The organism is Arthrobacter sp. BK1 (genome assembly GCF_056680055.1).
The window spans coordinates 897,302-910,033 of the sequence record NZ_CM155263.1 but is presented as its reverse complement, the minus strand read 5'-3'; the positions used below and the strand labels follow the sequence as shown (position 1 = coordinate 910,033).

The 12,732-nt window shown below is 64.8% G+C and carries 11 protein-coding genes and 1 tRNA gene; 10 read left to right on the top strand and 2 right to left on the bottom strand.

All coding sequences use genetic code 11. The features are described 5' to 3' along the window. Positions 1-7: 7 nt before the first annotated feature. Complete coding sequence (locus tag AC1MCA_RS04015; RefSeq protein ID WP_479801408.1) at positions 8-1,120, bottom strand: AAA family ATPase; 1,113 nt, start codon at positions 1,118-1,120, stop codon at positions 8-10. A gap of 162 nt (positions 1,121-1,282) precedes the next feature. On the opposite strand from AC1MCA_RS04015, the gene AC1MCA_RS04010 reads away from it, so the two are divergent. From AC1MCA_RS04010 to AC1MCA_RS03990, 5 genes are all read left to right on the top strand, one after another. Then, positions 1,283-2,188: a TatD family hydrolase gene (locus tag AC1MCA_RS04010; RefSeq protein WP_479801406.1), complete on the top strand. Its 906-nt coding sequence runs from the start codon at positions 1,283-1,285 to the stop codon at positions 2,186-2,188. Positions 2,189-2,446: 258 nt separating this feature from the next. After that, a complete protein-coding gene (locus AC1MCA_RS04005) occupies positions 2,447-3,631 on the top strand; it encodes a ubiquitin-like domain-containing protein (RefSeq protein ID WP_479801405.1) in 1,185 nt (394 codons plus the stop codon). 198 nt (positions 3,632-3,829) lie between these two features. Further along, positions 3,830-4,702, top strand: coding sequence for a 16S rRNA (adenine(1518)-N(6)/adenine(1519)-N(6))-dimethyltransferase RsmA (rsmA, locus tag AC1MCA_RS04000; RefSeq protein ID WP_479801403.1), 873 nt, complete (start codon positions 3,830-3,832; stop codon positions 4,700-4,702). Then, the gene (locus AC1MCA_RS03995; protein WP_108598016.1) at positions 4,699-5,661 is read left to right on the top strand and encodes a 4-(cytidine 5'-diphospho)-2-C-methyl-D-erythritol kinase; all 963 of its coding nucleotides are present in this window, start codon (positions 4,699-4,701) and stop codon (positions 5,659-5,661) included. Before rsmA ends, AC1MCA_RS03995 begins: the two co-directional genes overlap by 4 nt. A 55-nt stretch (positions 5,662-5,716) precedes the next feature. Continuing rightward, on the top strand, positions 5,717-7,543 hold the full coding sequence (locus tag AC1MCA_RS03990; protein WP_479801401.1) for an ABC-F family ATP-binding cassette domain-containing protein: 1,827 nt from the start codon (positions 5,717-5,719) through the stop codon (positions 7,541-7,543). Positions 7,544-7,649: 106 nt separating this feature from the next. On the opposite strand, the gene AC1MCA_RS03985 is transcribed toward AC1MCA_RS03990, so the two are convergent. Next, positions 7,650-8,276: a TetR/AcrR family transcriptional regulator gene (locus AC1MCA_RS03985; RefSeq protein WP_479801399.1), complete on the bottom strand. Its 627-nt coding sequence runs from the start codon at positions 8,274-8,276 to the stop codon at positions 7,650-7,652. Positions 8,277-8,423: 147 nt separating this feature from the next. Here AC1MCA_RS03985 and AC1MCA_RS03980 point away from each other — a divergent pair. From AC1MCA_RS03980 to pth, 5 genes are all read left to right on the top strand, one after another. Then, positions 8,424-8,495 (top strand) — tRNA-Gln (locus tag AC1MCA_RS03980). A gap of 110 nt (positions 8,496-8,605) precedes the next feature. Then, complete coding sequence (gene glmU, locus AC1MCA_RS03975) at positions 8,606-10,105, top strand: bifunctional UDP-N-acetylglucosamine diphosphorylase/glucosamine-1-phosphate N-acetyltransferase GlmU (protein WP_479801397.1); 1,500 nt, start codon at positions 8,606-8,608, stop codon at positions 10,103-10,105. Beyond that, complete coding sequence (locus AC1MCA_RS03970) at positions 10,102-11,082, top strand: ribose-phosphate diphosphokinase (RefSeq protein ID WP_108598012.1); 981 nt, start codon at positions 10,102-10,104, stop codon at positions 11,080-11,082. Before glmU ends, AC1MCA_RS03970 begins: the two co-directional genes overlap by 4 nt. A 227-nt stretch (positions 11,083-11,309) precedes the next feature. Continuing rightward, positions 11,310-11,912, top strand: a complete 603-nt coding sequence (locus AC1MCA_RS03965; RefSeq protein WP_108598011.1) for a 50S ribosomal protein L25/general stress protein Ctc — start codon at positions 11,310-11,312, stop codon at positions 11,910-11,912. A gap of 125 nt (positions 11,913-12,037) precedes the next feature. Further along, positions 12,038-12,631, top strand: a complete 594-nt coding sequence (gene pth / locus AC1MCA_RS03960) for an aminoacyl-tRNA hydrolase (protein WP_479801395.1) — start codon at positions 12,038-12,040, stop codon at positions 12,629-12,631. The last annotated feature ends 101 nt before the right edge of the window (positions 12,632-12,732 follow it).

Below are 12,732 nucleotides of genomic sequence, written 5' to 3'. Positions count from 1 at the left end.
TGCCTGCCTAATGGGTGCGGCGCGATGCCGCGACCGGCGAATCCGCGGACCGGACCGCACTTCTCGCGGGGTCCTGGCTTACCGGGAGCCTGGAAAGAATACCCCTGATAATGCTGTGCGCGGTCTCACCCGCTCCGGCTGCCTTCCGGTCGAGGATGATCCGGTGGGCGAGCACGGATTCCGCGACGCTGATGACATCGTCCGGCAGAACGAAATCGCGGCCGTCCAGGGCTGCGGTCGCCTTGGCCGCGCGCAACAGCTGAAGCATGGAGCGCGGGCTGGCTCCCAGCCGGAGCAGCGGGCTTTCCCTGGTGGCCCGGCCCACCGACACGGTGTACTCCTTGACCGCCTGGGAGACATAAACCTGCTGGACGGTGGCAATCATGGCCGCGACATCGGCGGCGGTGACAACCGGGGAGACGTTGTCCAGCGGAGACGCCGCCTGATGGGTCTCCAGCATTTCAATCTCGGACTCCTTGTCCGGATATCCCATCGAGATCCGGGCCATAAAGCGGTCGCGCTGGGCTTCCGGCAGGGGATAGGTACCTTCCATCTCGATGGGGTTCTGCGTGGCCACGACCATGAATGGTTCGTCCAGTTTGTAGGAGTCCCCGTCCACCGTGACCTGATGTTCCTCCATGCACTCCAGCAGGGCCGATTGGGTCTTGGCCGAGGCGCGGTTTATTTCATCACCGATGACGATGTTGGCAAACACTGCTCCGGGCCGGAACTCAAAGAGCCGCGAGGACTGGTTGTAGATGGACACCCCCGTCACATCCGAGGGCAGGAGGTCGGGAGTGAACTGGATCCGGCTGACCGTGCAGTCAATGGTCCGGGCGAGGGTTTTGGCCAGCAGTGTCTTGCCCACGCCGGGCACGTCTTCCAGGAGGAGATGGCCCTGGGCAAGCAACACTGTCAGGGCAAGCCTTGCGGCATCGGACTTTCCATCGATCACGGTGTTGATCGATTCCAGGATCCGCCGGCTGGCTGCGTGGAACGCCTCGGCGTCCATGGCTGCAGCTTTGTGGCCATTCAGATGGCTCACGGGCTCAGTGACGGCCGTAAAATTCCTGCTGGCAGGGGCCATTTCGTTAACGGCGGTGCGGCGATGCGGGTCCATCTGCGCTCCTTTCAGCCCGGGGATCACCTGGGACGGGACAGCAGGCCTGCCTTCGACCTCGGTGGACTTTCGGATCTGTGTACCAGCCTACTAACACAACTGCACTTGCAGACAGAGAGTTCCGGGAATTCCAAGGGGATCTGACGCCGCTAGGGTGGAGGGATGTGTAATCCGCTGATTCCCGCCGCTTACCGGGCCGCCGGTCCCGACGCCGCGGCCGGGCCGGGCGGACAGGCCCGGCAGGACTTCCCGCCCGCACCGGAGCCGTTGCCGGTACCCGTGATGGACAACCATACGCACCTCGATTTTCCCAACGGCGACAGGCCCGTGGCCATCACCGCGGCGTTGGATGCCGCCGAGGCCGTCGGAGTCCAGGGAGCGGTCCAGGTGGGGTGCGACCTCGAGTCTTCCCGGTTCACGGTTCAGGCAGTTGATCTCGACAGCAGGCTGTTGGGGGCGGTGGCGCTTCACCCCAACGACGCACCGGAGTACGCCCGGCGCGGCGAACTGGAGGCGGCGTTGGCTGAGATCGAGCAGCTGGCCGGCCATCCGCGCATCCGGGCCATTGGCGAAACCGGCCTCGATTTTTACCGCACCGAGGGGGAGGGCCTGGCCCACCAGCGGTATTCCTTTCGGCGGCACATCGACATCGCCAAGCGCCTCGACCTGACCCTGCAGATCCATGACAGGGACGCGCACGAGGACGTCGTCCAGGTTTTGCGCGAGGAGGGGGCGCCGGAGCGGGTGGTCTTCCACTGCTTCTCCGGGGACGCGGCGCTCGCAAGGATCTGCAATGCGGCGGGCTGGAACATGTCGTTCGCCGGCACACTGACCTTTAAGAACGCTGCAAACCTCCGCGCCGCGCTAGCCGTGGCGGATCCGCACCTCGTGCTGGTAGAAACTGATGCGCCGTTCCTGACCCCGCACCCCCACCGTGGCCGTCCGAATGCCAGCTACATGGTGCCGTACACCGTCCGGGCCATGGCCGAATTGACAGGAACCGACCTTGCCGAACTTTGCACCAGGATCGGCGAAAATACGGTGCGGGCATACGGTTCTTGGGCGTGAGTCCGGAAGGTCCTGGAGGCTCTGGAGACATACTTCGTATGTAAATTTCTTGGCCGCTTTATAACGCTACGGTTACAGTGGAGAATTATTAGCCGGGGTCGGGGAAGGCCTTCGGATAATTTCACTTCACTCGCAGCGGGACCCGGCAAAGCTTGATCGCCGCCTGCCTGTTGCAGGGAGTGTGGCGGCGCAATGGAGGCCGGAGCTGTCCGAAGGGGCAACTGCCGGCTATTTTACTGCGTTTTTCCCCGTGCCCGGATGGTCCTAAAGATACGGGCAATCGTGGTCAAGGTCTTCACAACGGACGGCAAGTTCAGCTTTGTCAAAGTCGGCACCCAACTCGTAGTGCTCTGCGCCCTGGTGGTTGGCCTCGTGGCCTTCGTCGGAAATAACAAAACCGTTACCCTCAATGTCGACGGCAAAGTGACTTCGGTCCAGTCCTTCGGCGGCACAGTTGGCCAAGTGGTCAAGAGCGCCAATGTGGAACTGAAGCCGGCCGACCGCGTCTCGCCCTCGGCGGACGTCAAAGTGGAGAACGGCACCGTGATCAACGTCAACATGGCCAAAGCCGTGAAGGTCAGCCTGGATGGTTCCGAGAAGACCGTCAGCACCACGGCCCCTGATGTTGCCGGCCTCGTCACCGAACTCGGAGTCGCCAGCGCTTCCTCCGTTTCCGTTCCGAAGGACGCACAGCTCGCAGTGGCCGGCTCCTTCGTCTCCATCTCCACCCCCAAGACCGTCAGCATCCTGGTCGACGGCCGGGTCGCCGCTGCGACCACAACAGCAGGAACCGTTGCCCAGGTGCTCGAGGACGCCGGTATCACGCTCGGCGTCGACGACCGCACTTCCCAGCCGGGCAACGCCCACGTTGTGAACAACATGGTGGTCAAGGTGTCCCGCGTCGATACCGGCCAGACGGCGGCCACCACCGAGGACATTGACTTCGACAGCCTGACCACTGAGAGCGCCGAGCTCTTCAAGGGTGAAAAAGAGGTCACCCAGGCTGGAGTGGCCGGAAAGGTCAGCAAGACTTTCAAACTGGTGATGGTGGACGGCCGCGAAGCTTCGCGCACGCTGGTCTCCGAAACGGTTTCCGTGCAGCCCGTGACTGAGAAGGTCACCGTCGGTACCAAAGTCAAGCCTGCCGCGCCGGCTCCCGCAGCCGGCACGAACACCGGCGCCGCGGCCCCGGCCATGATGAATGAGGCCATGTGGGACAAGATCGCCCAGTGCGAATCCACCGGTAACTGGTCCATCAACTCGGGCAACGGCTATTACGGTGGCCTCCAGTTTGATATCCAGACCTGGATTGGTTCCGGCGGCGGGGCGTATGCGCCGAACGCCAGCCTCGCCACGAAGGCACAGCAGATCGACATCGCCAACCGTGTGTACGCACAGCGTGGCCTGCAGCCGTGGGGCTGTGGCTGGGCAGCCACGAGCTAGGCAGCAGCCGGAACGAAGCACCTGCGCAACTGCGCCGGCGGCAGCTGACCACAGCCGCCGGTAAGTCACAGCCGCAAGGCACGCAGGCGGAAGCACCGCACGAGACATGACCGGTCCCGGGTTCCCGGGGCCGGTCACTGCCGTTAACAGGCCACGAACAGGCCACGGCGCTGATGGGCGCCGGGATAGGATACCTAGGTGACTGAACCGACTGCCGCCGCGCCCGCACCCCTCTTCGGTGCCTCCGACATACGCCGGCTAGCGGAGGAGATCGGGATCCGGCCCACCAAAACACTTGGCCAGAACTTCGTCATTGACGGCAACACCATCCGCCGGATCGTCTCGGTTGCCAACATCGGGCCGGACGAGACAGTGCTGGAAGTCGGGCCCGGCCTCGGTTCCCTCACGCTGGGACTGCTGGACGCCGCAAAAGCAGTGGTCGCCGTCGAAATCGATCCCGTCCTGGCAGCGAAGCTGCCCGCGACCATCAAAGCCTGGCGGCCGGAAGCCGCAGACGCCTTCCACCTGGTTCAGGCCGACGCCATGAAGGTCACCGCGCTGCCGGTGGAGCCGACCGCCATCGTGGCCAATCTTCCGTACAACGTGGCTGTACCGGTGGTCCTGCATCTTCTCCAGCATTTCCCCAGCCTTCAGCACGGCCTCGTGATGGTGCAGGACGAGGTGGCTGACAGGCTGGCCGCCGGACCCGGGTCAAAGACCTACGGAGTGCCTTCGGTCAAGGCCGCCTGGTACAGCAGCATGCGCAAGGCGGGCGTGATTGGCATGAACGTTTTCTGGCCGGCGCCCAAGATCCACTCCGGCCTGGTTGCTTTCACCCGGCGGGAACCGCCCGTAACAACAGCTACCCGCGAACAGGTCTTCGCCGTGATCGACGCAGCCTTTGCGCAGCGCCGGAAAACACTCCGGGCCGCACTGGCCGGCTGGGCCGGGGGAGCCGCCGAAGCCGAGCGGTGCCTCGTCGCTGCCGGTGTCGATCCAACGGCCCGGGGCGAAGTCATAGACATCACGGCGTTCGCCCGGATCGCCGAAGCCCGCGAGGCCACCGCGTGAACGCGCTGGCGGGGCGCTTCCCGGCCCGGACCGTTCGGGTCAAGGCACCCGGAAAAGTCAACGTCTCCCTGGATGTGGGGCCACTGCGGCCGGACGGCTACCACTCGGTGGCCAGTGTTTACCTGGCGGTATCCCTCTATGAGGAAGTAGCCGCCACCAGCACCGAAACCCCGGGGATCACCGTGAGCATCAGCCCGGACAGCACCCTGGACCTGGACGGGGTGGAGATCCCCCTGGACGAGAACAACCTGGCCTACAAAGCCGCGGCCATCATGGCTGATGTGTCCGAGCACGCCACCGGCGTCCACCTGGAGATCACCAAGCGCGTACCCGTGGCAGGCGGCATGGGCGGCGGCTCCGCCGATGCAGCAGCAACGCTGCTGGCCTGCGACGCACTGTGGAACAGCGGGCTGTCCCGGGACGAGCTGGCACACCTGGCTGCCGAATTAGGTGCCGACGTCCCGTTTTCCCTGCTGGGCGGAACCGCCGTCGGGCTCGGCCTTGGCGACGAACTCTCGCCTGCGCTGGTCAAAGCGCAGACGGACTGGGTCCTGGTTGCCGCCGATTACGGGCTCCCGACCCCCGAGGTTTACCACACGCTGGACCGGCTTCGCGAGGATGAGGGGCTGGCCGCCGAGGAGCCTACCTCCGTGGATCCGAAGATCCTTGAGGCCCTCCGGAGCGGGGATGCAGATGCCCTCAGCCGCGTCCTGGTGAACGACCTCCAGCGGGCCTCCATTGAACTTGCCCCGGCGCTGCGCGATACGCTGGGTATAGGAGAATCCCACGGAGCCATCGCGGGGATCGTTTCCGGTTCCGGGCCTACAGTGGCGCTGTTGACCCACAATCCAACCGCGGCTGAAAGCCTGGCCGAGGACCTGCGGCACTACGGCCTGACCGCCCTCGCTGTCCACGGGCCCGTGCCGGGAGCCCGCATCATCTCCGACACCCTCCTCTGAACAACCACGAATCAAACACCCTAAATTTTTCAGCAGCAGCAGAAAGCAGTCCCCTTTGGCACACCTTCTTGGCGGCGAGAACCTCACGGTCTCGTACGCGACCCGCACCGTCCTGGACGGCATCACCCTCGGTCTCGAAGAGGGTGACCGGATCGGAATGGTGGGCCGGAACGGCGACGGTAAATCCACGCTGATGCGCCTGCTGGCGCTGCGGTCCACCCCCGATTCCGGCCGTGTCACCAAACGCGGCGACGTCAACATCGGGTACCTGGACCAGAGCGACGTGCTCGACGGCGACCTCACCGTGGGTGCCGCGATCGTCGGGGACCAGGCGGACTACGAATGGGCCCGCAACCCGCAGATCCGCGAGGTGATGGGCGGGCTGGTGTCCGACGTCGACTGGCACGCGAACGTCCACGCCCTCTCCGGCGGCCAGAAACGGCGCGTAGCCCTTGCCAAGCTCCTCATTGAAGACCACGACGTCATCATGCTTGACGAGCCCACCAACCACCTCGACGTCGAAGGCGTGGCCTGGCTGTCACGCCACCTGAAGACCCGCTGGCGGGCCAACCAGGGCGCGTTCCTGGTTGTCACACACGACCGCTGGTTCCTGGACGAGGTGTGCACCAAGACCTGGGAGATCCATGACGGCATCATGGATCCTTTCGACGGTGGCTACGCGGCCTACGTGCTGGCCCGTGCCGAGCGTGACCGCTCTGCTTCAGTAGTGGAGAGCAAACGCCAGCAGTTGGTCAAGAAAGAACTGGCCTGGCTCCGCCGCGGCGCTCCGGCCCGCACGGCCAAGCCCAAGTTCCGCATCGAGGCAGCCAACGCCCTGATCGCCGACGTGCCGGAACCCCGCGACTCCACAGCCCTGAGCAAGATGGCAACCGCACGCCTGGGCAAGGATGTGCTGGACCTGGAAAACGTTTCGCTGGATTTCCTGGGCGGCGACGAAGGGCAGAAACTCTTCGACAACATCACCCTGCGCCTGGCACCGGGGGAGCGGCTGGGCCTGGTGGGCGTCAACGGCGCCGGCAAGACCACCCTGCTCAAGCTTCTCAACGGTGAAATCGAGCCAAGCTCAGGCAAGGTCAAGCGCGGCAAGACGGTGGTCACCGCGGTGCTGACCCAGGAGGTTAAAGAGCTCGACGACGTCTCGGACCTGCGGGTCATCGAAGTGATCGAGCGCGAAAAGCGTTCCTTCAACGTGGGCGGCAAGGAATTTACGGCCGGCCAGCTCGTGGAGCAGCTTGGCTTCACCAACGAGAAGCAGTGGACCCCGGTCAAGGACCTCTCCGGTGGTGAGCGCCGCCGGCTCCAGCTGCTGCGCCTGCTGGTGGGGGAGCCCAACGTCCTGATGCTCGATGAGCCCACCAACGACCTCGATACCGACACTCTGGCCGCCGTCGAAGACGTCCTGGACGGCTGGCCCGGCACCCTTGTTGTGGTCAGCCACGACCGCTACCTGCTGGAGCGCGTCACCGACCACCAGATGGCACTCCTGGGCGACGGGAAAATCCGGGCACTGCCGCGCGGCGTTGACCAGTACCTCGAACTGCGCGAATCCGCCCTGGCAGGCTCCACCATCACGGGCGGCGGCAACCCCGTCACCGGCGCCAGCGGCAGCACCACCCCAGCGGCATCCGGAGCCTCCGAAGGCGAAAAGCGGGATGCCCGCAAGGCCAAGAACCGGATCGAACGCCAGCTGGGCAAGCTCGAACAGGCGGAAAAGAAGCTCCACGACCAGATGGTCAAGAGCACCAACAACAACGACTTCGACGCCCTGGCCGAACAAAACAAGAAACTCAAGGACCTCGCCGGCGAACGCGAAGCCCTCGAACTCGAATGGCTCGGAGCCCTGGAAGTCCTCGGCGAGTAAGGCTGGCCAGTAGATCTCACGGGAGCGGGACAGCTGTCCGGCAGCGTGCGTCCTAGCGACGTAGGAGCAGCACGCAGAAGACAGGTGTCCCTCTCCCGAAAACCACTCAGCCTTGCCCGCGGAGCTCCGGGTCTCTTTGGAGGCCGGTGAGGCCGTTCCAGGCGAGGTTGACCAGGTGGGCGGCGACGGTTTGTTTGTCGGGCCGGCGGCTGTCCTGCCACCATTGGCCGGTCATGGCCACCATGCCCACGAGCATCTGGGCGTACATGGCGCCGTCTTCGGCGCTGAACCCGCGGCGGTCGAACTCGTCGGACAGGATGTGTTCCACGCGCGCTGTGACCTGGGAGAGCAACGTGGAGAAAGCCCCTTCGGGCTGTGACGGCGGGGCGTCGCGCATCAGGATCCGGAACCCTTCCGTGCGCTCCTCGATGTAAGTGAGAAGGGCCAGCGCGGCGCGTTCCACCAGGACACGCGGCTTGGCTTCCTCGGTCAACGCCGTGGTGATCGAGTCCAGGAGGAGATGGAACTCGTGGTCAACAACCCGGGTGTAGAGGCCTTCCTTCGAGCCAAAGTGCTCGTAGATCACGGGTTTGGAAACGCCCGCGACGGCGGCGATTTCCTCGATGGTGGTGCCGTCGAGTCCCCGCGCCGCGAAGAGACCACGGCCGACGTCGATCAGCTGGCTGCGCCGTTGCACGGCTGTCATCCGCATGCGGCGTGGGTTCTTACTCACATTTCCATCATGCCCCAGCACTATGAAGGGGCCGGAAATTCGCGTGCGGGGCGCAGCCACGGGCCGGGATCCTTGCTCGTGTCGCGGGCTGCCCTGAACCCATGGCAAAATAAATACTTGTGCCTTGGCCTTGTGCCTTTGGCATGGTCCGCCCTGGTGTAATGGCAGCACCCCGGCCTTTGGAGCCGTGGAGTATAGGTTCGAATCCTATGGGCGGAACTGCTGTGCGACAGACCGTCCAGTAGGATGAACACGGTGCCCAGCCAGCGGTTTGGCCGGTTCGGCACCGCGCCCGGCGCAACGTGTAACCAAGCAAGGAGAGCCCGTACGTGATCCCCGAGACTACCGGCCCAGCCGCCGTCATTGTTCTGGCAGCAGGCGCCGGTACCCGGATGAAATCCCGTACGCCGAAGATCCTGCACGAGATCGGCGGCCGCTCCATGGTGGCCCACGCGCTGCTGGCGGCCCGCAGCATCAATCCGGGACGCCTGGCCCTGGTGGTCCGCCACGAACGTGACCTCGTAGCCGGCCACCTGAACGATCTGGACCCTGACGCCCTGATCGTGGACCAGGACGAGATTCCCGGCACCGGCCGCGCCGTCGAGGTGGCCCTGAACGCCCTCGACGCCGGGCAGAAGCTCGAAGGCACCGTTGTGGTGACCTACGGCGATGTCCCGCTCCTCACCGGCAGCCTCCTGGCGGAGCTCGTGGCCACCCACGAACGCGATGCCAACGCCGTCACCGTGCTGACCGCCCTCCTGGAAGATGCCACAGGCTACGGCCGGATCCTCCGCCATGAGGACGAATCCGTCACCGGTATCCGCGAGCACAAAGACGCAACGGACACCGAACGCCTGATCAACGAGGTGAATTCCGGCATTTACGCCTTCGACGCCGGTGTCCTCAGGGAGGCGCTGCAACACGTCACCACAGACAACTCCCAGGGCGAAAAGTACCTCACGGACGTGCTGGGCCTCGCGAGGCGGGCCGGCGGTCGGGTAGCCGCCGTCGTCACCGAAGACCGGTGGCAGGTTGAGGGCGCCAATGACCGCGTCCAGCTCGCTGCCCTCGGCGCCGAACTGAACCGCCGTACCGTTGAAGCCTGGATGCGTTCGGGCGTCACCGTTGTTGACCCCGCCACCACGTGGATTGATTCCACGGTCACCCTGGACGAGGACGTCCGGATTCTGCCCAACACCCAGCTGCACGGGAGCACCACCGTGGCGAGGGACGCCGTCGTCGGCCCGGACACCACCCTGACCGATGTCCGCATCGGTGAGGGAGCCAAGGTGACACGCACCCACGGTTCCGGTGCAGTGATCGGTGCCCGTGCCGCCGTCGGGCCCTTCACGTACCTGCGGCCCGGCACCGTCCTGGGTGACACCGGCAAGATCGGCGCGTTCTACGAAACCAAGAACGTCACCATCGGCCGCGGCTCCAAACTGTCCCACCTGGGCTACGCGGGCGACGCCGAAATCGGCGAGGACACCAACATCGGCTGCGGCAACATCACTGCCAATTACGACGGCGAGAAGAAGCACCGCACGGTGATCGGCTCGGGCGTCCGGACAGGTTCCAACACGGTGTTCGTCGCGCCGGTCACCGTGGGGGACGGTGCCTACAGCGGCGCCGGCGCGGTGATCCGCAACGACGTTCCGGCGGGGGCACTCGCCGTATCCGTGGCGGCCCAGCGCAACTCCGAGGGCTGGGTTCTCACCCACCGCCCCGGCACGCGCTCGGCCGAACTGGCCGCCGCCGCAGACCACCAGGCGGCCACTGAAGCTACCTCCATTACCCCGGCAACGACAGAAGAGGGCACGCAACAATGAGCGAAATTACGGCACGCGGCGAGAAGAAGCTGGTGCTTGCCGCTGGGCGGGCACACCCCGAGCTGGCACGGGAAATCGCCAAGGAGCTGGGGACCGAGCTGTTGCCCGTTGACGCCTACGACTTCGCGAACGGCGAGATCTACGTCCGCGCCGGCGAAAGCGTCCGCGGAACGGATGCCTTCGTGATCCAGGCCCACCCGGCCCCGCTGAACAACCACCTGATGGAACAGCTGATCATGATCGATTCGCTGAAACGCGCGTCCGCCAAGCGGATCACCGTGGTGTCCCCGTTCTACCCGTATGCGCGGCAGGACAAGAAGGGCCGCGGACGGGAACCCATCTCCGCCCGGCTGGTAGCTGACCTTTACAAGACCGCAGGCGCCGACCGCATTATGAGCGTTGACCTGCACACCTCCCAGATCCAGGGCTTCTTCGACGGCCCCGTCGACCACCTCATGGCCATCCCGCTGCTGGCGGACTACATCCGCACCCGCGTCGGCGCAGACGACATCACCGTTGTCTCCCCGGACACCGGCCGCGTCCGCGTCGCTGAGCAGTGGGCTGAGCGCCTGGGCGGAGCGCCGCTGGCGTTCGTGCACAAGAGCCGGGACCTCACCGTTCCCAACCAGGCCGTCTCCAAGACCGTTGTTGGCCAGGTTGAGGGCAGGACCTGCGTCCTGATCGATGACATGATCGACACCGGCGGAACCATCTCCGGCGCGGTCCAGGTCCTGAAGAACGCCGGTGCGAAGGACGTCATCATCGCCGCGACGCACGCCGTGTTCTCCGACCCCGCCGCCCAGCGACTCTCCGACTCCGGTGCCCGGGAAGTGGTGGTCACCGACACGCTTCCCATCGCCGCCCATCAGCAGTTCCCGCAGCTGACGGTGCTCTCCATCGCACCGCTCATCGCCCGCGCCATCCGGGAAGTGTTCGACGACGGCTCCGTCACCAGCCTGTTCGACGGCAACGCCTGATCACTGCCGTTTTCAGTAATCGGGTTCCGCGCTGGTAAGCTTTTTGACGATACCTTGGCGAGGGAGAGCACCGGGATCCGTTCTGCGGAAACCGGAGTGCAGGTCTCCGTTATCGACTGGGTCTGAATCTCCCTTCTGGAAGGGCCGCCTCAGGGCGCCCGGCGTTGAAGGTCGTAAACAGACCTCCGCCCTTGCTGAACACCGTTTTAGTTTCCGAGGAGATACACATGTCTGAGCAGAAGCTCGCAGCAGAAGTACGCACCGAATTCGGCAAGGGCTTTGCCCGCCGCGCGCGCATGGCCCACCTGATCCCCGCGGTCATCTACGGCCACGGCGCTGAGCCGATCCACATCACCCTGCCCAGCAAGGCCACCACGCTTGCAGTCCGCACGGCCAACGCCCTGCTGTCCCTGGACATCAATGGCGAAGAGCACCTCGCCCTGGTCAAGGACATCCAGCGCGACCCCATCAAGCAGATCATCGAGCACATCGACCTGCTGACCGTCCGCAAGGGCGAGAAGGTTACCGTGGACATCCCGGTCCACGTTGTTGGCGAACTTGCTCCGGGCAACGTCTACAACCAGGAGCTCACGGTGATCTCCCTCGAGGCAGAGGCAACCCACCTGCCCACCGCCATCGAGGTTGACATCGAGGGCCGCACCGCCGGCGAGCACATCCACGCTTCCGATCTGGTCCTCCCGAAGGGTTCGGTCCTGCTGGCCGACGCCGAGGCACTGGTTGTTCACATCTCCGAGGCCACCGAGGTCTCCGAGGAAGAAGCATCCGCTGAGACCACCGAAGGTTCTTCTGTTTCGGCCGCAGCCGAGTAAGCACGTCCAACTGGGTGTGGCCGGATCCCTGATGGGGTCCGGCCACACCTGTGTCCGGCGCACCGAACGCCGGCCCCACGTCACGGCATGCCCCTTCGAAGGTAGCGCCACTTTAGGATTGAACAATGACTGACACCTGGCTGATCGTTGGCCTCGGAAACCCGGGGGCAGAATACAAAGGCAACCGGCACAACGTCGGCCAGATGGTCCTGGACGAAATTGCCGCCCGGTTGGGCGGAAGTTTCAAAACCCACAAAGCCCGTGCGCAGGTGCTCGAGGGGCGGCTGGGAATCGGCGGCCCCCGGGTGGTGCTGTCCAAACCCATGAGTTACATGAACGTTTCCGGCGGACCCGTCGCAAGCCTCGCCAACTTCTATGGCATCCTTCCGGACCATGTTGTGGCAGTCCACGACGAGATCGACATCCCTTTTAACACCGTGAAGCTGAAATCCGGTGGCGGGGAAGGTGGGCACAACGGCCTCCGCGACATCTCCAAGGCACTTTCCACCAAGGACTACCTGCGGGTGCGGGTGGGTGTGGGCCGTCCGCCGGGCAGGATGGAAACCGCAGATTACGTCCTCCGGGATTTCGGTACCGCGGAGCGCAAGGACCTTCCGTTCCTTCTCGATGAGGCCGCCGACGCCGTCGAGATGCTCGTCAAAGAGGGGCTCACCGCGGCCCAACAGAAGTTCCACCCTGCCAAGACCGACGTCCGGTAAAAAAACTTAAAACTCTAAGTCCCTGTTTTCCTGTCTGTACCAAGGGGTAGTCTTCTTCCTAAGCGGGGGGCAAAGGGGCTTGTTCCCGCTATTAGTGGGAT